Source organism: Komagataeibacter rhaeticus, from assembly GCF_003207855.1.
In the GTDB taxonomy this organism is placed as follows: domain Bacteria; phylum Pseudomonadota; class Alphaproteobacteria; order Acetobacterales; family Acetobacteraceae; genus Komagataeibacter; species Komagataeibacter rhaeticus.
This window is the reverse complement of record NZ_NKTZ01000007.1, coordinates 98,458-117,604: the sequence shown is the minus strand read 5'-3', so window position 1 is coordinate 117,604 and position 19,147 is coordinate 98,458. Positions and strand designations below refer to the sequence as shown.

The 19,147-nt window shown below is 62.7% G+C and carries 15 protein-coding genes; 9 read left to right on the top strand and 6 right to left on the bottom strand.

The genetic code is table 11. The annotated features are described in order from the left end of the window. The first annotated feature begins 1 nt into the window (after position 1). Positions 2-889 carry a hypothetical protein gene (locus tag CFR78_RS09350; protein WP_223846636.1) on the top strand — a complete coding sequence of 296 codons (888 nt, stop codon included), beginning with the start codon at positions 2-4 and terminating at the stop codon, positions 887-889. Positions 890-1,028: 139 nt separating this feature from the next. Here the strand turns inward: CFR78_RS09350 and rfbD are convergent, their stop codons facing one another. From rfbD to CFR78_RS09325, 5 genes are read right to left on the bottom strand one after another with little or no spacing between them, the layout of a single operon-like run. Continuing rightward, positions 1,029-1,913: a dTDP-4-dehydrorhamnose reductase gene (rfbD, locus tag CFR78_RS09345; RefSeq protein ID WP_034932336.1), complete on the bottom strand. Its 885-nt coding sequence runs from the start codon at positions 1,911-1,913 to the stop codon at positions 1,029-1,031. A gap of 47 nt (positions 1,914-1,960) precedes the next feature. Further along, positions 1,961-2,530: a dTDP-4-dehydrorhamnose 3,5-epimerase gene (rfbC, locus tag CFR78_RS09340; RefSeq protein WP_007399978.1), complete on the bottom strand. Its 570-nt coding sequence runs from the start codon at positions 2,528-2,530 to the stop codon at positions 1,961-1,963. 45 nt (positions 2,531-2,575) lie between these two features. Continuing rightward, a complete protein-coding gene (locus CFR78_RS09335; protein WP_034932334.1) occupies positions 2,576-3,598 on the bottom strand; it encodes a glycoside hydrolase family 5 protein in 1,023 nt (340 codons plus the stop codon). Further along, complete coding sequence (locus tag CFR78_RS09330) at positions 3,595-4,950, bottom strand: hypothetical protein (protein ID WP_034932332.1); 1,356 nt, start codon at positions 4,948-4,950, stop codon at positions 3,595-3,597. Before CFR78_RS09330 ends, CFR78_RS09335 begins: the two co-directional genes overlap by 4 nt. After that, on the bottom strand, positions 4,934-6,064 hold the full coding sequence (locus CFR78_RS09325; protein WP_258366032.1) for an acyltransferase family protein: 1,131 nt from the start codon (positions 6,062-6,064) through the stop codon (positions 4,934-4,936). Before CFR78_RS09325 ends, CFR78_RS09330 begins: the two co-directional genes overlap by 17 nt. 366 nt (positions 6,065-6,430) lie before the next feature. Between CFR78_RS09325 and CFR78_RS09320 the strand changes: the two genes are divergently transcribed. From CFR78_RS09320 to CFR78_RS09305, 4 genes are read left to right on the top strand one after another with little or no spacing between them, the layout of a single operon-like run. Beyond that, entirely contained in the window at positions 6,431-7,540 is a 1,110-nt protein-coding gene (locus tag CFR78_RS09320) for a GumK N-terminal domain-containing glycosyltransferase (protein WP_034932328.1), read from the top strand. A 43-nt stretch (positions 7,541-7,583) separates the two neighbouring features. Next, positions 7,584-8,729 (top strand): glycosyltransferase, encoded by a 1,146-nt coding sequence (locus tag CFR78_RS09315; RefSeq protein ID WP_007399983.1) that lies wholly within the window; start codon positions 7,584-7,586, stop codon positions 8,727-8,729. Beyond that, positions 8,726-9,931 carry a glycosyltransferase gene (locus tag CFR78_RS09310; protein ID WP_034932341.1) on the top strand — a complete coding sequence of 402 codons (1,206 nt, stop codon included), beginning with the start codon at positions 8,726-8,728 and terminating at the stop codon, positions 9,929-9,931. The genes CFR78_RS09315 and CFR78_RS09310 overlap by 4 nt, the downstream gene beginning before the upstream one ends. Beyond that, positions 9,928-10,893: a glycosyltransferase family 2 protein gene (locus tag CFR78_RS09305; RefSeq protein ID WP_034932326.1), complete on the top strand. Its 966-nt coding sequence runs from the start codon at positions 9,928-9,930 to the stop codon at positions 10,891-10,893. The genes CFR78_RS09310 and CFR78_RS09305 overlap by 4 nt, the downstream gene beginning before the upstream one ends. Positions 10,894-11,089: 196 nt before the next feature. Here the strand turns inward: CFR78_RS09305 and CFR78_RS09300 are convergent, their stop codons facing one another. Then, positions 11,090-12,421 (bottom strand): UDP-glucose dehydrogenase family protein, encoded by a 1,332-nt coding sequence (locus CFR78_RS09300; protein WP_034932324.1) that lies wholly within the window; start codon positions 12,419-12,421, stop codon positions 11,090-11,092. Positions 12,422-12,736: 315 nt separating this feature from the next. On the opposite strand from CFR78_RS09300, the gene CFR78_RS09295 reads away from it, so the two are divergent. From CFR78_RS09295 to CFR78_RS09280, 4 genes are all read left to right on the top strand, one after another. After that, positions 12,737-14,215 carry a mannose-1-phosphate guanylyltransferase/mannose-6-phosphate isomerase gene (locus CFR78_RS09295; RefSeq protein WP_034932322.1) on the top strand — a complete coding sequence of 493 codons (1,479 nt, stop codon included), beginning with the start codon at positions 12,737-12,739 and terminating at the stop codon, positions 14,213-14,215. 353 nt (positions 14,216-14,568) lie between these two features. Then, complete coding sequence (locus tag CFR78_RS09290; protein WP_240471465.1) at positions 14,569-16,068, top strand: exopolysaccharide biosynthesis polyprenyl glycosylphosphotransferase; 1,500 nt, start codon at positions 14,569-14,571, stop codon at positions 16,066-16,068. Positions 16,069-16,106: 38 nt separating this feature from the next. Then, positions 16,107-16,922 carry a WecB/TagA/CpsF family glycosyltransferase gene (locus CFR78_RS09285; protein ID WP_181417517.1) on the top strand — a complete coding sequence of 272 codons (816 nt, stop codon included), beginning with the start codon at positions 16,107-16,109 and terminating at the stop codon, positions 16,920-16,922. Between the two features lie 41 nt (positions 16,923-16,963). Next, on the top strand, positions 16,964-19,138 hold the full coding sequence (locus CFR78_RS09280) for a GumC family protein (RefSeq protein WP_034932316.1): 2,175 nt from the start codon (positions 16,964-16,966) through the stop codon (positions 19,136-19,138). Positions 19,139-19,147: the final 9 nt, after the last annotated feature.

Below are 19,147 nucleotides of genomic sequence, written 5' to 3'. Positions count from 1 at the left end.
TGTGCTGAAGACATATGCATGGGACAGTTTTGTCCACCGACAGCTCAGGCGGTTGCAGTCCACCTTCCCCGATACGGATATTTTTGTATCCGTTGACGAAACGAACGGATTTGTCGGTACCGTTGCGCATGACCGCGTACTGCGTACCTGTAATGCGGATATGGTGGCCATGGGATTTGCCAACCGTTTTGAAAAGGGCAGCCTGATCTGGTGGAATGCTGATTATACCCATTACCAGGTACATGACCGCATTCCGGATTATGATTATTACCTGTTTGTGGAATATGATGCCTGTATTACGGGTGATGGCCAATGCCTGCTGGCGGCCATGATGGCCGATGGCGCCGATTTTGTGGCCCATCCCATTTCATCAGGGCCACGATGGTACTGGGCGCGCTTTCATGCCGGGGTCTATCCCGCCGGGCGGTTGCGTGCATCCCTTAACTGTATTTCGTTTTTTTCAGCCCGGGCGCTGTCCCATCTGGCGGGCAGGCGGCTTGCCATGTCGGCAGATAATGGCGCAGGGATTGCGTTCTGGCCGCTGGGGGAAGCCTTTGTGGCATCGGAGGTGGCCGCGGCGGGCCTGAGCTTCGTGCCGCTGGCGCGTTATGGCGATGTTACGCGCTATAACTGGTTCCCGCCCGTGCTGGAAACGGATCTGGTCGCCCCGCCAGTCGGGCCTGCCTTCATTCATCCGGTACTGGATCGTAAACGTTATATTGCCAGCCTGCTGCGGCATACCCATTTTGTCCGGCATTATTTCATGCCGCGTAGCGCATTGCGTCGGGAACTTGCGCGTTTCTCCGGTGAGGTCTCGCGCAGTCAACTGTACCGCGCCGCAGCCCGCCGTGCCGGGGAGCGCCTGCGACTGGCATGGGGTGGTGTATGAGTGTTCATGTGGAACCCATCGGTAACGGATGGGCAGGATGCTCCGGGTGTCGCCTTTTCCAAAAAAAGGCGACGGTCCCTGAAGCCGCCTGAAAGCAGCCCCACCAACACTTGCCTGATGGCTGGCGCAGGGGAGGGATTCAGGGCTGCTGGCGTGCCATCAGTTCCCCCACAACCCGTTCCACTTCCGGCCGCCAGGGGCCGGGCGCGCAGTCAAAGACCTGTTTCAGCCGCGTGCAGTCAAGCCGCGCATCATGCGGGCGGTGGGCGGGGGTGGGCCAGTCCGCCGTGGTAATGGGTTCAATCACGGGCTCAGGATTGCCGTGCCGTGCCGCCGCCTTTATCGCGGCACAGGCCAGTTCGTACCAGCTGGCGCTGCCCTCGCCCGCCGCATGGTAAATGCCGGCGTATTCCGGCCGCCATCCCGTATCGCGGATGCGGGCAATGATGTGCATGATCACATCCGCCAGCGCGTCCGCACTGGTCGGGTTGCCGATCTGGTCACTGACCACGCGCAGTTCGGGGCGTCTGGCTGCGGCCTCGATCATGGTGCGTACGAAGTTGCGGTTATAGGGGGAATAGACCCATGCCGTGCGCAGGATGATACTGTCGGGGCATGCTGCCAGTACCGCCTGCTCGCCTGCCGCCTTCGTGCTGCCATAGACCGAGCGCGGGTCCACCGGGTCAGACTCCACATAGGGGCTGCCCTTGTCACCGCTGAATACGTAATCCGTCGAGATATGGATGAACCGGCTTCCCATCTCCCGACATCGTGCCGCCATGCGGGCAGGACCCGTGTGGTTGGCGCGGTCGGCCTCCTCCATATGGGATTCCGCCGCGTCCACTGCCGTCCAGGCCGCGGCATTGACCACAATCGCGGGCCGGTGTGCCCGCAGCACGGTATCGATCGTATCGGGGCGGTCAAAGTCAAGATCCGGGCGGCCCACCCGTATTACATCCGCATGCGCGGCCAGCGCGCAGGCAAGCTGGCCACTGCCGCCGGTTACCAGAATGGATGACTGCATCTCGATATGTTTTCTTCTTCAATGACAGGAAAAGGGAACCTGCACGCTCATGCGTCGGCTGTGTGGGTAAACCAGTCATCCACGCTGGAAAAAGCCAGTGCCTGGGCATCCTTGGCGGATACGATCGCCTCCCCTGCGGCGACCGGCCAGTCGATTGCAAGCAGCGGGTCGTCCCAGCGGACGGAACGTTCACATTCACGGTTCCAGAAATCGGTGCATTTGTACTGCACTTCCGCATTGTCCGTCAGCGTGCAGAACCCGTGCAGGAAGCCTGCGGGAATCCAGAGCTGCGCCCCGTTTTCTGCCGAGAGGGTTTCCCCCACCCATTGCCCGAATGTGGGGGAGCCTGCGCGTATGTCCACCCCCACGTCCCATATGCTGCCCCGTGTGCAGCGCACCAGCTTGCCCTGCGCATGTGGGGGCAACTGGCAGTGCAGGCCGCGCACGACCCCGCGCTGGCGCGAAAGGCTGTGATTGTCCTGTACGAAGGGTTCGGTAATGCCGATTTCCTTCAGGCGGGCGGCATTATAGGTTTCCGTGAAATAGCCACGATCATCTTCGAAGCGGGGCGGGGTCAGCAACACCAGACCTTTGATGTTGAACGTTTTTATATCCATGCGTGGGGTTCCTGTGTCCCTGTTGAGAATACCATGATCTGAAATTCAGCGGCTTTTGCCAAGGAAGGGCCGGATGGCCTGCATCTGGGGCCGGTCGGCGCCATGGTCGGGCTCCAGCGTGAACATGTAGTTGCCCCACAATGGACCCGCCGCCCAGTAGGTCCAGCCGGACCATACATCGGCATTTTCCCGCATATGGGAGAGAAGGGGCGCTAGCAGGGCCACGCATTCGGGCTGGCGGCTGACCCCGAATTCCCCCAGGAAGCCATGGGCCCTGTGGGCACGCAGCCAGTCGGTAAAGGACTGGAGCCGGGCAACAGCCTGATCGCGTGAGATACAGGCAGGCTTTGTGCCTGACGCATCGGTGTCAAAATACTCGTGCACTTCATAAACCAGATTATGGGCCGGATCCGTAAGCGTGCCAAGGCTTGGCCCGTTAAGCGACGCAAAGGACTGCGCCCCGTCCCAGCCGATGCCAGGCACAAGGATGGTATTGTGGCTTCCTGTCTTGCGTATCGCGTCGATCGCGGCCTGCACGCTGTTCTTCCATGCCTGGGCTGAATGCTGCTGGGGTTCGTTCATCAGTCCGAACAGCACATGGCTATCCGTGCCGAATGCCTGGGCCAGCCGTGACCACAGATCGGCAAAGGCCGCATCCGGCACGGCGGTGGAACCGACTTCCTGCCCCCGGTAACGGCCATAATCGTGAATGTCGAGAACCGTGCTGGCCCCCCTGTCCCGCGCGTAGCTGACGAACTGGCGCACGCGCCGCAGTTCCCCTTCATCCAGCGGGCCATTCAGGCCGGGTTGCAGGCGCTCCCACAGCACTGACAGGCGGAATATGTTCATGCCCGCCTGGGTAAAATAGTCCACTTCGCTGGGCTTTGGGTAGATATAGTCGTACCCGTACCGCCCCGGCAGCCTGGAGGATGAATAGGCCGCTCCTGCCAGGTTCACGCCCCGCCAGGTCTGGGCCATGGCGGGATGGAGGGTGGGCAGCACAAGTGCCGCCACCCCCACGCAGCCCGCAAGCCAGCGACCGATGCGGTCGGGAAAAGGTCGTTTCATGCACCATGCTCCGGTGAGGGGGAGAAGCGGTTGAAGCGAAAATATTTCAGGCGTGCCGTCGTGGCCGCGGGCGCGTCCGCCGGGGTTACGACACTGTTTGTGGTGCCATACAGGAACCACAGCAGTGCCGCCGTCTTGATGGTGAAGACCGAGGCCCCGATGCACAGCGATGTGGCGAAATAGAGCGAAATCATCGCCTTCATCGACACGGCGGATTCCGTGCGCGCCGGATGCATGGCGAACAGCGCCAGCAGGAACAGCGTCAGCGGCAGGCCCAGATTGTTGATGATGTAGGCATAGCCGGTATCGGCCGTATAGACCTGTGACGGGGCCATGGCGAACCATTGCGGCAGGTACCAGTAATCCAGCAGCCGCCCCGAAAACAGCAGCCGTCCCGAGAAATTATCCCCGATGATGGAAGGCAGGATGCCCGGCATTTCATGATTGGCACCCTGCAGCATCAGCCCCATCATGACCGCGACCGGCATGGCAAAGACCACGAAGCGCGAGCGGTAGAGCGGCGTCATGCGCAGCCCGATCATGGCCATGGCACAGCCCGAGGCGAAGCGGGAATCCGCCAGCACGAAGCACAGCGCGGACAGGAAGAACAGGAACGCATGGCGCAGGCGAGAGCCAAGGCTGGTGCTCAGGCACCATGCAAAGCCTATGGCCGAGAAGTTGCCCAGTGAATCCGGCTCCAGAAACAGGGAGGACACGCGGTGCGAGCCGAATATGGACTGGAAGAAGGTACGCGACGCCGCCGCCCCCCGGTTGCCGCTGATGAACAGGTTGGTATTGCTGTAATTGACGGTGCTGGTGCTGATCACGCCCTTGTTGACGTAATAGGTCCAGACATCGAACACCATGCCGAACAGGTTGGTGAACAGCAGCTCGAAAAATCCGATGAACAGGATCATCGCCATGAGCACCCACATGGTCCGTTCCCCCGAGCGCAGGGTGGAGCGCGTGCCCAGCTGGTAGAACAGGTAGGCGATGGCAAGGTCATGCAGGATTTTCAGGTCAAGCCGGGGATTGATGAGTTTTGCCCCGATCTCGAAACACAGCATGACCGCCGTGATCCGCACCACGGCGGGGGATATGGTATTGCGGACCTCGATAAAGGCCAGGAAGATTATGGCCAGTTCGCACAGGGCGATTTCGGAACTGTGGACCGTGATGACATGTCGCGTGTTGATGAAGCACAGGGCAAGGTTGAACACCGCCCCCGCCACCACCAGCCATGAGACGCCATCCGCCCGTGACAGCGCTGGCGCGCGGGTGGCGGGACGGGCAGCGGCGCGCGCGGGGGCGGCCGCGAATGCAAGGAATGGGGTGTCAGACGCGAGAGACATGCGTATCCGCCCCCTGTCCTGAAGCAATGGGGGCGGGGCTGGCCGCCGCCGGGCTGAGTATGCTCCGGCCCAGGCGGCGCCCCATATTATGCAGCGGCAGTTCCAGCACCGTATAGGTCAGCGCCGCCAGCGCCGTGGTCAGGACAGCCGTCACCATTCCCAGCCCGAACTGCGCAGGCGTGGGATGGGAGAGAATGGCAGGCGTGCCCAGGACGTGGCCAGCCAGGCTGAACACGATCAGCATGACCGGCAGATGCAGAAGGTAGATGCCATACGAGAGTTCACCCACCGCGATGACCGGCTTGCTGAGCAGGAAGCGGTACTGCCGCCCCGATGCATACAGGTCGCGGATCACGACAAAGGCGGCTGCCGTCTCGATCATGTCGGCAATGCGTTCGGGCAGGGCGAATGGCGCAAGGGCGTAACGGTCATATAAAAGTACGCCGACCGCCAGCAGCGCATAAAGTCCGTGCCGGCGGGGCAGGGTGGCGGGAAGAAGCGGGATCAGCGCCCCCAGCCCGAAGGACAGGGCAAAGACCGTTCCCACCTCATGCGGCAGGGGCAGCAGGGCAATGGCAGCCAGCACCACCAGTGTCACGACGCGCAGCCGGGGCGTGCGGACCAGCACGAACAGCAGCGGAAACACCACGGAATACATCAGTTCAACACGCAGCGACCACATCGGGCCGTTATAGCGGGTGAACAGGCCCGTGACTGAGGCAACGGTATTGCGGATGGAAACCGGTGTCTGCAGGTTGCGTGACAGCCAGCCCACAAATACGCCATCGCCCGCCCAGCCGCGCGCAATGACCATGCTGGCAATGGCAAGGATGATGGAAAACCATAGCAGCGGGTAGATGCGGAAGATGCGCTTTACATAAAAACTGCCAATAATGCGTCCGGTCATATGTGTATATTTTCGTAACGACAGCGACAGCACGCATCCGCTCAATACAAAGAACAGGACAACAGCCGCTTCCGCATTGAAGGCATAGGTCACGAGATCATGCATCATGGCCTGTGGCGCCGGGCGTCGGGGCTGGTTGTAACGAAACACCTGTATGGCATGGCCAAACAGCACGATCAGGCAGGCGACACCGCGCAGGGATGTCAACTGGTGCAGATAATTCCGTTCCGTTCCCGACGTTTCTGTCACGGATGGCATTATTCGGTTTCCCCCGGCGCAAGATATGGCGTGGTTGAGGCGAAGACAGTGTTTATGCAATGGCCGGCAGAGCCTAACAGAATATAAATGTGGAAAACACGTAAAATATGCTCACACAGTTCTTTGTCTCGACGCCACCATCAGGGCACGAACTTGTCATCATGCTGCCTTAATCCGGGGGTCGATTCAGGCGTTCCACAGGGTCGGGGGTGTCGTGGCCCTGGATGAACCACGCAGTCGCGGCTGAACCGCATGCCGCTGCCCCGTCATGCCCGCATGCGTGCGGGACGGCGCAAGACAGGAGTCTCCTTTTCCATGACACGGTCCCTGTTTATTTCCGTTCATGATTTCCGCAGTCTCCGTAAGGCAAGTATCCATTTTATCGCGGCGGAAATGGCGCGCAGGGGGCCGGTCGCGTTCCTGTCCATAGGGCTGAGTGCCCTTTCGCTGCGGCGCGGTGACACGCGCGCGAACCTGGTGGAACGCGCCAACCGGGTGGAAGTGGTTGACGGGGTCGAATGTTATCTGTGGCGCATGCCCTGGCACCCGTTCAACCTGCGCCGGGCGGCGCTGGCCCCGGTGGAACGGGGGCTGTTCTGGCTTTACCGGCGGATGCTGCCCGCCATCGCGCGCAGGTGGATACGGCGTGCGGATACCGTTTTTATTGAATCCGGCATGGCACCAATATTTATTGCCGATGTCAGGAAACTTAATCCGGATGCGCGTATTATTTACCTGATGTCCGATGATCTGGAGGTCGTAGGCTGTGCGGATACGATCAAGAAGGATTTCGTGCGCAATTTCGACATGATCGATACGGTTCGCATGCCCTCGCGCTACCTGCTGGAGCGCCTGCCGCATGCCCGTTCGGCCGTTTTCGCGCCACACGGCATTGACCGCAGCATTGCCGATGCAACATATCCCGATCCCTACCGGCCGGGGCGCATCAGCTGTGTCTCGATCGGTTCGATGCTGTTTGACAGGACATTCTTCCAGCTTGCGGCGCAGCTGCGCCCCGATATCGATTTTCACATCATTGGCGCGGGGCACGCCGCCGACGGGCTGGACGCGCCCAACATCATCATCCATCCCGAAATGGCGTTCGAGCGCACGCTGGCCTATCTGCAGCATGCCAGTTTTGGCGTGGCCCCGTATCGTGACGCCAATACGCCGCGCTACCTGCTGGATACGTCGCTCAAGCTGCGCCAGTTCGCGCTGTTCGGCATTCCTGCCGTCTGCCCGGATTTCGCGCTGAATGAGACCGCGGGGCGCTTTGGCTACCGGCCGGGCGATGCGCGATCCATCGGGCAGGCGATCGGGGATGCCCTGCGGTTTTCCGACCCGATAGAACTCGAGGCCCATAGCTGGCCCGAGATCGTGCAGCGCATCCTTACGCCGCAGGACTATCCCGACACGCATGTATGACCGCAGGCATGGCCTGCGCCGAGTAGAGGAAAGAGCGATGGACATGAGTGAGGCAGGTAAGGGCGGGTCCGGCATTTCGGTTGTCATGGCAACCTATAATGGCGCGGCCCATATCCGCGAGCAGCTTGACAGCCTGGCCGCGCAGACGTGCCTGCCCGCTGAACTGATCATAACCGATGACGGATCAACCGACGCGACACTGGACATTGCGGCGGATTTCGCGCGTAACGCGCCTTTCCCCGTCCGGATTTATCGCAATCCCGAACGGCTGGGTTACAAGGGCAACTTCATGCGGGCCGTCGGGCTTGCATCGGGGGACCTGATTTCGTTCTGTGATCAGGATGATTTCTGGAAACCCGACAATCTGGCAAAGGTCCGGCGTGCCTTCGCGGATGATTCCGATGTGATGATGGTCTTTCACAACGCGCGTCTGGTTGATGCGCGGCGCAATGACATCTCCACCTTCTACGCCACTGCGCCCATGCCCGCCATTGCCCGCCCGCTGACACTACAGCCCTGGAGCTTTTCATACGGCTTCATGCAGACTTTCCGCAGCGTGCTCAAGCCTGCGGCGGCGCTGTGGCCACGCATGCGCGACCATTACAATCCGGGCAAGGAGATGGGGCATGACCTGTATTTCTTCCTTGTCGCATCCGGCCTTGGCAGCATTGCCTATCTGGACGAGGAACTGGCCGAATACCGCATACATGGCGGCAATACGGTCGGTTCGGGCAAGCGCACCAGCCCCACCTTCATCGACCGCTGGCGCTACCGTCTGGAAGACCGGGCCGATACCTACCGCTATCTTGCCCGCATGACCGTGCAGGACAGCAACCTTTTCGCCGACCTGGCGCAGGATGCGGCGCTGCCGGAGGAACTGCGCACGCGCGCACGCGCGGCAGCGGCGGCATGGCGGTCGCTGGAACCTCTCTACAGCGCGCGGGCGGAGGTCTGCTCCGCCAGCCTGCCGCGCCGGATCGCGGCCTTTGCCCGCCTGGTGCGCGCAGGCGGCTATAGTGAACGCTCGTTCTGGACGTTTGGCCCCCGGGCCATGAAAAAGGATGCGGTGCTGGGCGTGCTGCTTGCCCCGGTCGTACGGCGTTTTGGCCGTGAATCCTCGCGCACGGACCGGGCATGCCACCGGGGCAGCGCCTCCACCATGGCCAGCCCGCAGGCCGTGGCGGCATGACCGTGGCAGTGTCCCCGGGGGATGGCGCCCTGGCATCCGGCCCGTCCCGGCCCTATGTTGCGATCTACCGGACCCAGATCCTGCCCATTTCGGAAACCTTCGTGCGCGACCAGGCCCGTGCATTGCGGCGCTGGCGGCCGGTGCTGACCGGTGAGCGCACGATCGGGCAGCTTCCGCTTGATGGCATGGCGGTGCGTGCGCTGCATGACGGGCCGCCAACCCTGCTGCAGCGCCTGATCGGCATGGGTTCGCGCTATCTTGACCGCCCGGTGCCCGGCATGCTGCGGCTGATGCGTGATGTCGCGCCCGCCCTGGTGCACGCCCATTTCGGTTTTGACGGGGTGGAGGCATGGCCGGTGGCGCGCGCGCTTGGCGTGCCACTGCTGGTTACGCTGCATGGTTCCGACATCACAACCCACATGCACTGGTTTGCCTCTGGCGGCGGCGGGCGGCGGTGGCGGGCCTATCCGCGCAGGCTTGAACGGCTTGCGGCCGAACGCCGGGTCAGTTTTGTTGCCGTCTCCCACAGTATCCGCGAGGCCGCCATCCGCGCGGGGCTTCCCCCGCAGCGCATCCATGTCTGCCCCATCGGGATTGATGTGCAGCGCTTCCGGCATACGGGCAGGCCCGTGGCCGAACGGGAGCCGGTCATCCTGTTCGCGGGCCGGCTGGTGGAAAAGAAGGGTTGCCGTTATCTGATCGAGGCCTTCCGTACCGTGCGCGCGCAGATGCCGCAGGCACGTCTGGTCATTGCGGGGGATGGCCCCGAGCGTAGCGCACTGTCCGCCATGGCGGCGGATATGGAAGGGATCACCTTCCACGGCCGCTATTCGGCAGCCCAGATGCAGCCCCTGCTGCAGGAAGCGCGCGTGTTCTGCCTGCCCAGTGTCACGGCGCGCAATGGGGATGCGGAAGGCATGGGGCTTGTGCTGCTGGAAGCGCAGGCCAGTGGCGTGCCGGTCGTGACATCCGCGCGAGGGGGCGCGACCGAAGGCATCCTGAATGGTGAAACCGGCTTTGCCTTTGCCGAAGGGGATGTGGCGGCCCTCAGTGCCCATCTGCTGGCCATCCTGCGCGATGACGGTCTTGCCGCGCGCCTGTCCGCAGCCGGCCCCCCGTTTGTGGCACAACAGCATGACCTGTCACGCTGGGCCGGAAAACTGGAAGACATCTACGACAGCATGACAGGACGCCCATCATGAACACGCCCATGTCCGTCAGCCTTATCATTACCACCTACAATGCCCAGGCCTTCATCATGCGGGCCATCGGTTCGGCCCTGGAACAGACAAGGCCGCCACTGGAAATAATCGTGGTGGATGACTGCTCCACGGATGGTACGCCCGAGATACTGCGCAGGCTGGAGCGCGGGCATGACAGTATCCGGCTGCTTTCCACCCCCCGCAACGGTGGCCCGTCGCTTGCACGCAATGTGGGGCTGGATGCGGCAAAGGGGGACTGGGTCGCCTTTCTGGACGCGGATGACGCCTTTGCACCCGACCGGCTGGATGTGATCATGGCGCGCGCGGCACAGGGCGACTGTGATGGCGTAGCCGATGACCTGGCCTATTACGACGCGGCTGCGGGTCAGGTCACGGGCCGGGCAATGGGCGCGGGCAGGGTGCCGCAGGCACCGGTCAGCCTGCGCGACTATGTTGGCCATAACCTGTCGGGCGGGGAAGGGTTCGACTGGGGGCTGCTCAAGCCGGTTTTCCGTCGGGAATTCCTGCGTGAGCAGGCCATACGTTACGATCCCCTGGTACGCCATGGGGAGGACTTTCTACTTATGGTCTCCTTCCTGCTGGCAGGGGGGCGGTTCTGCCTGACGGACCACGCGAGCTATCTCTATACCCAGCGCCAGGGAAGCGTGAGCGGGCGGGCATCGGGCATGTCACGCACCACCATCGCCTATCGGGACATGCATGATACCGCGCTGGCGCTGGCGCGTGATCCGCGGATCTGCGATGACCCGGTGCTGGTTGACCTGCTGCACCGGCGCGCCGCAGGGCTGCAGCGGCTGGATGATTCCCATTTCGTATCCGTGGCCCTGCGTGCGGGCGCGGTGGGGGCGATCGTGCGGCGGATCATAAGGCGGCCTGCCTTCCTGCCCGCCATGATCCGTCAGGTGGCGATGGCGCTCCGGCGCAGGCTCTGTCATTCCTGATCCGTCTGGTGGGCGAGATTTCCGCCTGGTGTGATCCGCCCGATCCGGAATGCTGAAGCTTGTTCCAAAAAGCATCAGGGAACGCCGCCTTTTTTGGGAAAGGCGGCGTTCATAAGATTCGTGTTTGTCAATGTGGTTTTGAAGCAGTCCCCGGGCGGTCCGGGCCATGCTGCCATGGCCCGGGTTGCCCATGTAATCAGGACGCGGCCCGCACGTCGGGCCGGCCAAGCGAGATATAGTCAAATCCCGCTTCCCTGATGGCCTGCGGGTCCCAGATGTTCCGCAGGTCCGCGATCTTGCGGCCCTTCATCTGCTTCTTGAGTTTTTCAGGGGCAAAGGCACGGAATTCGTTCCATTCCGTAAGAACGACCAGAATATCCGCGCCCTCCATCGCATCCATCGCATCCCTGCAGTAAGTAACCGCCTTGGGCAGTACCGGGCGGGCGGTCTGCATGCCGGCGGGGTCGAATGCACGGATATGCGCGCCGCCCCTGTCCAGCTGGTCCAGGATCACGATGGACGCCGCCTCGCGCATGTCATCGGTCTCGGGCTTGAAGGTCAGCCCCAGCACGCCAATCGTAAGGCCGCGCACATCGCCACCGGCAAAGGCGATAATGCGCTCGCCCATGGCCTTCATGCGCGCTTCATTGACCGAGACGGTGGTTTCGATCAGCCGCACGGGAGAGCCCGCATTGCGCCCGATGGCCGTAAGGGCGCGTGTATCCTTGGGGAAGCACGACCCGCCAAAGCCGGGGCTTGGGTGCAGGAATTTCTTGCCAATGCGTCCATCCAGCCCGATGGAGCGGGCAACATCGTTCACATCCGCGCCCACCTTTTCACACAGGTCCGAGATTTCATTGATGAAGGTGATCTTCATCGCCAGGAACGAGTTGGCGGCGTATTTGATCAGTTCCGCCGTTTCCAGCCCGGTAAAGACGATCGGCCGCTCCAGCAGGTAAAGCGGGCGGTAGAGCTTGCGCAGGATGTCCTGCGCGCGCTGGGTGCCGCCGGGCTTGTCCTGATCCGTGCCAATCACCACGCGGTCGGGCTTCATGAAGTCCACGATGGCGTTGCCTTCGCGCAGGAATTCAGGATTCGAGGCCACGTCGAAATCAAGGTCCGGCCGCGTTTCCCGCACGATCCGCGCAATCTCGCGCCCGGTGCCCACGGGGACCGTCGATTTTGTTACAATAACGGTATAGCCTTCCGCTACGCGGGCAATCTGCTCGACCGCCGCATAGACGTAACTTGTATCGGCCTGCCCGTCGCCCCGGCGCGAAGGGGTGCCTACCGCCACGAACACGGCATCCGCCCCCTTTACGGCGGCGGCCATGTCATCGCCAAAGGTCAGGCGGCCCGCCTCCACGTTTTCCGCCACAAGGCGGTCAAGGCCGGGTTCATAAATCGGTATGCGCCCTTCCCGCAGGGCGGCCAGCCGGTCCGGGTTGGTTTCAACAATGGCAACATCCGTGCCGAATTCAGCAAAGCACGTACCGGAGACCAACCCGACGTAGCCCCCACCGATCATAGCAATTCGCACCTGGACCTCCCTGATTATGTCCCGCGCCCTATTATCCCTAACAGGCGCGAACCCAAAGCTTTCAAAGCAGTTTGAATGAAACCCACAGTAATGACGGGTGCATGTTCCGTAACGCGGAATGTGTCATGCAAAAGCTACACAAGGGCATGAACACGACGAAAATATGTTTGCGCACCACATTCTTGACAAAAAAAATAGGCCTAAGTTCCTCCCCGACAGGAATGGCTGGCACGAAAGATGCCGTTCCGTGGCCATGGCCGCGGATACGCATATCATGAAATCTGCACGACGGAGTTGCGATCCATGACTTTTATGACAGTAACGGATGTACACATTCCCCCCGCGCAGGCCAGCGGGCGCACCATCACGCCCGTCATCCTGTCGGGTGGGACGGGCACGCGCCTGTGGCCTGTCTCGCGTGCCAGCCACCCCAAGCAGTTCTGGGCGCTGACATCGGAGCGCACCATGATAGGCGAGACGCTGCGGCGCGCGACGGGGGAAAACTTTGCCCCCCCGATCGTGGTCTGCAACAACGAGCACCGCTTCCTCGTGGCTGAAAGCCTGCGTGAAAGTGGCTGCGAGGACGGGCGCATCATCCTTGAACCCGCCGCGCGCAACACGGCTGCGGCCATTGCCGCCGCCGCCCTGCTGGCGGCACGCGAGGACCCTGACACCCTGTTGTGGATCATGGCGGCCGATGCGTCCTTCCGCCACCCCGAACGCCTGGCGGCGGCACTGGAAAAAGGGGCACAGGCCGCGCGTGAGAATTATATCGTGACATTCGGCATCCGGCCCGACGCGCCGGAAACCGGCTATGGCTACATACGGACCGGTGCGCCGCTGCATCCGGATGGTGGCGTTATGGATGCGCACCGGGTGGCCTGTTTTGTTGAAAAACCGGACCGGCTGCGGGCTACCGAAATGCTCAAGGATGGGGGCTATCTGTGGAATGCCGGCATGTTCATGGCCCCGGCCTCGCTTCTGCTGGCGGAACTGGCGCGGCATGAACCCGCTGTGCTGGAATGCGTGCGCGCGGCGCTGGCCCACAGCCAGAGCGACCTGACCTTCCGCCGTCTTGATGCGGCGGCATTCCTGCGCTGCCCCAGCGTCAGCATTGACTATGCGGTGATGGAGCGTACCGACCGGGCCGTCGTCATACCGGCGGATCTGGGCTGGAGCCATGTCAGCAACTGGAATTCGCTGTGGGAACTGGGTGACAAGGATGCGCGGGGCAATGTGGTGGCGGGCGATGTGGTGCTGGAACAGTCCCATAACTGCTACGTGCGCAGCGAGGGCATGCTGACCGTGGTGGCGGGGCTGACGGATGTGGCGCTGGTTGTCACATCCGATGCGGTGCTGGCCATCCATCGTGACTACGCGCAGGATGTATCGGCGCTGGTCGCTCAGCTCAAGGCCAGCCGCAGGCCGGAGGCCGATATTCACAACCGCTGTTACCGGCCCTGGGGTTTTTACGAAGGGCTGATCCAGGGCGAGCGTTTCCAGGTCAAGCGGATCGTGGTGTATCCGGGGCAGAAACTTTCGTTGCAGAAACATTTCCATCGCGCGGAACACTGGGTTGTTGTCAGCGGTACCGCAGTGGTGACGCGCGACGATGAAAAACTTCTGTTGCAGGAAAACGAAAGTGTCTATCTGCCGTTAGGGTGTATGCACCGGCTGGAAAACCCCGGCCGTATTCCCCTGACCCTGATCGAAGTGCAGTCCGGGCCTTATCTGGGGGAAGACGATATCGTCCGTTTCGAGGACACGTACGGCCGGCAGTAGGGCAGGGCCCCCATGGGTTCGCATGGACCTGTGGGGAAGCGGTGAGCGTGGAAAAGAAGATGGCGGAGGGTCGTGCGGGCTTACTCGTTACGTAATAATAACGGTTTGCCGGATTGGTTAATTTTTTATGAAAATGAAGGGATGGGGGACTTATGTTACTGTATTGTGTGCATGACATATTTTGGCCCCAAAACAGGCAGAGTATTGCCAGATCGGGCCGGGTAGTACCGAGTCTGGAATAATAACAATAAAACGGGGGTTTTTTCGCACTCGATTGTGCAGTGCGGAAAATGACGGGCAAGGCCTTAATCCGGCGTCAGGTCGTATTCCGCGTCGACAGGAGATGTTTCAAGATGAGCGAGGCACTCAGGCAGTTGAAGAACGGCGAACCCGACCTGTCGCTATCCACGATGGGTGAAAGCAGGCTCAGGCTCCCGCATCTGGGGCGCCGGGCTGATGACGGCAGCTTTTCCTACCGTCACCCCGTCCTGCCGCAGATCGTGATCCTGTCGGATGCGCTGTGTGTCTGCCTTGCCGTCATGGCGTGCATTGCCTGGCAGCGTCTTTATGACATGCCTGAACTGTCCGGGGCGCTCCTGCTGGCCAACATCATGGCGGCAGGGGCGTTTTTTCTGTTCCCCCGCAATGTCCCGCTGCTTGACATTCCCGATGTGACGCGGCTCTCCGCCCAGCTGCGTTACCTGCTGCCGCCCGTGCTGTTCGGCGCGATGGTTTTCTGTGGTGTCCTGCTCATGCTGTCCTGGCCCATGGGGGTCACGCTGCGCCGTGCATCGGAATGGCTGGTGTTCGTGGCGCTCATGCTGGCGGCGGAACGGATCGTGGGGACCTACCTGCTGCATACCGATGCGGTGGCGCACCGCCTGGCGCGCCGGGTCGCCATTATCGGTTCCGGCCCTGCGGCACTCCGCATGGCCGCGCGCATCAATGCCGGCATGCAGCGTTCCTTCCGTCTGGTCGGCCTGTTTGATGACCGGGGCGGGAAGGTGGATGGCACGGTAGAGGAACTGGTCGTGCGGGCGCGTGAGGAGGGGATTGATGCGGTCATCATGAACTTCTCCCCCGAGGAGGGCGGCCAGCAGCATGTCATGGAGGAACTGTGGCGCCTGCGCGGCATGCTGGCGGATGTCTATGTCGTGCCGACCCTGATGACGGAAGACTGCCATGGCTGGCCGGTTGAACGGTTCGGGCCGTTCTCGCTTACCGTGCTGCAGCGCCGCCCGCTGAGTGAATGGGACATGCTGGAAAAGCGCGCCTTCGACCTTACGGCAAGCATGCTGCTGCTGCTGGCGCTTTCCCCCGTTCTGGTGCTGGTGGCGCTGGCGATCAAGCTGGACTCCCGCGGGCCGGTCCTGTTCTGCCAGCCGCGTCTGGGATACAACAATCTTTACTTCGATGTATTCAAGTTCCGTTCGATGTATACGGACATGGCCGATCGTGACGCGGCCCGCCAGACATCGCGTACCGACCCGCGGGTGACGCGCGTGGGCAGATGGATACGGCGCCTGAGCATTGATGAACTGCCCCAGCTGTTCAACGTGCTGCGTGGCGATATGTCGCTTGTCGGCCCGCGCCCGCACGCGCCACAGACCCGTGCCGGCGGCCAGCTCCTGCATGAGGCGATGGAAGAATACGTTGCGCGCCATCGCGTGCAGCCCGGCATTACCGGCTGGGCGCAGATCAACGGATCGCGTGGCGAACTGGTCACGCGCGATGACCTGCGCCGCCGTGTCGTGCTGGATCTTGAATACATACGCGCCTGGTCGATCTGGCTGGACATCAAGATCATTTTCCTGACCGTGAAGCGCGAGATCTTTAGCCGCAATGCATTCTGAACTCCCAATTTCACCCGATGATGAACGGTGTATTCAAAATGAACGCAAATACTGAAATCATGGTGGATGACACGGTTGTCGATGTCATGGGCCTGCCCCTGCGCGACATATCACGCGAGGACATCATCGAACGCGTCGTCACCGCTGTCCGGGCACGCCAGAAGCTGGTCATCGTCAATGCCAATGCGCATATGGCCGTGGTATCACAACGCCAGACCTGGCTGCGTACCCTGTTCCGCCGGGCCGATATCGCGTTCTGTGACGGGGCGGGGGTGCAGCTTGCCGGCATGATGCTGACGGGCCGCCACCTGCCGCGCACCACGCCGCCGGAATGGATCGGGCCGGTGCTGTCGCAACTGGGGCCGGAGGCCTCGGTGTTCTGGATTGGCGGAAAGCCCGGCGTGGTGGAAAAGGCGGCCCGCGCGTTTTCCGCGCGTTATGGCGTGCGCACGGCGGGCACCCAGCATGGTTTCTTTGACCAGACGCCCGGTTCGCCTGAGGCCACGCAGCTGCTGGCGCGCCTGCATGAAACCCGGCCCGACATCATCCTGCTGACCATGGGCATGCCACGCCAGGAAAGCTGGCTGCGCGACAACATGGACCATATCCCCTCCGGTGTGATGCTGACGGCGGGCGCGCTGGTCGATCATGCGGCAGGCCATGTGCACCGCCCGCCGCGATGGGTGGCGAACATGGGGCTGGAATGGCTGGTGCGGCTGGTGCGTGAACCGCGCAGGCTGTGGCGGCGTTACCTGCTGGGGCTGCCGGTATTCGGTTTTTACGTGCTGCTGTATCTGCAGCGCAGGATGCGCGCCACGTCTGCATCCTCCATCTCGCGGAAACTTGCCGGGTAATCAGCATGAATTATGTTTCCTTACAGGGACGGGCCACTTCAATGTCATGGACAGCACAGGACGTGGGTCTCGTCATCCGCCAGACGGTGCGGGCCTTTCTGCGGCACCGGCTGCTTTTCGTGCTGACGGTGCTTGGCGTGCTGGTCGCGGGGGGGGCAGTCATGATGACGCTCAAGCCGCGCTATACCGCCACCGCCACGGTGGTGGTGTCCGGTCGTGCGCAGCAGGACCCGCTGGCCCCCAATGGCCAGCAGCAGAACCAGGCCCCGCCGGATGACTCGCTGGTCCAGACCGAGGCGGCGATGATCCATTCACGTGACGTGGCCGCCGCCGTGCTGGCCCAGCTGCCGCCCCCGGCTGCCGCCCCCCATGTCGGGCTGCGTGACAGGCTGTGCCATATGGGGCTTGGCTTCCTGTGCCACGCAGCACAGCCGGTGGACCCCGCGGTGCAGCGCGCGCGGGACGAGGATGCCTTCCTCAACAACCTGACCATCACCCCCGAGGCCCATACCCAGATCCTCGACATCAACGTGGTGGACGGCGATGCCGCGCGTGCCGCCGCCCTGGCCGATGCGGTGGTGACGAACTACCAGCGCCTGGCCCTGGCGCGCCAGACGGCGGACATCAACCGCGTGGCCGCATGGCTGGACAGCCGCACCGCGGAACTGCGCCAGCGCTGGATGGATGCGGTGGAAAAGGCCAATGCCTTCGATACCGCCCATGGCCTGACCAATACCAGTGAGGGCAGTACCTCAAGCCCGCTGATCGAACGCCAGATTGCCGATACGGCCGCCAATCTCAGCCAGGCACAGGGCCGGCTTGCCGCAGCCCAGGCACGGGCGGACGCGCTGCGCGACGCCGCATCGCGCGGGGATGCGCGGGCGGCGGTCGCCCTGTCGCAGGAACCGATCCTTGTTAGCACCGCCAATGCGCTCATGCAGTTGCAGAGCACGCGGCAGGAGGAAGCGGCAACCTATGGCCCGCAGCACCCGCGCCTGCGCGCGCTGGACCAGCAGATTGCGGTCACGCGCGCAAGCCTTGCGGCCGAGACGCAGGCGGCGCTGAACTCCATCCGTGAAGACCAGATTTCCGCCAGGGCGGAAGTGGACCGCCTGAACGAGAACCTTGACCTGCTGCGCCAGAAGGCAGGCGGCCAGAGCGCGCCCCAGGCCGAATACCGCACTCTGGACCAGGAAGCGCAGAGCGCGCGCACGGTATACGAAACCTTCCTTGAACATGCCAAGGAAGTGGTCGATCGCGCGGCCCTGCTGCAGCCGCCCATCTCCCTTGTCTCGCACGCTTCGGCTCCCGATGTGCCCAGCTTCCCCAACCGCAGGAAGATCGGCATGGGCCTTGTTGCCGTGGCCCTTGCGGCGGGTGCGGGCATCGTACTGCTGCGGGATTACTTCACCGCGGGCTTTACCGAGATCGAGCGCCTGCGCGCCGCCGTGCCGTTGCCTCTTATGGCCGTGATACCCAAGGTGCGTGCCCGCACCGAGCAGGGCGTACGCCGGCATGTGCTCGACCATCCCTATTCCCGTGCCACGGAAGCGGTGCGCAGCCTGGTCATGCAACTGTCCATGCGGGTGCATGACGGGGGGCAGCCGCTCTGCCTTGCCATTACCTCCGCCGGGCCGGAGGAAGGCAAGAGCACGCTGGCGCTGTGGATGGCGACCATCGCCCGCCGGGGTGGACAGAAGGTGCTGGTGATTGATGCGGACCACCGGCGCGGCATGCTGGACCAGTACCTGACCGATGTGACGACGGGCCGCCCGTCGCTGGGCATGAGCGACCTTGTGACCACGGGCGCGCGGGTGGAGGAGGTGATCCGTACCGACCCCGATACCGGTTTTGACTACATTCCCGCCGGCCGCACGATGGAGCACGCCTTCAGCCCCGTCGAGATCCGCCGCCTGCGCGCCATGCTGGTGGAACTGAAGCGGACATATGAACTGATCATCATCGACTGTCCGCCGCTGCTGGGGCTGAGCGATGCGCTGGTGCATGCCAACATGGCCGATCAGGTGATCTTTGTCTGCCGCTGGAAGAGCACGGCGCAGCGTGCCGTCATGGCCTGTCTTGAACGCCTGGAGGCCAGTGGCGCGCCACTGGCAGGCGTGGTCGCCACCATGGTGGAGGACAACGCCATGGATGTGATGGGTTACAGCTACGGCAACCGGGATATCAAGATCCTGAGCCGCTTTGACGAGAAATGAACGAAGGGG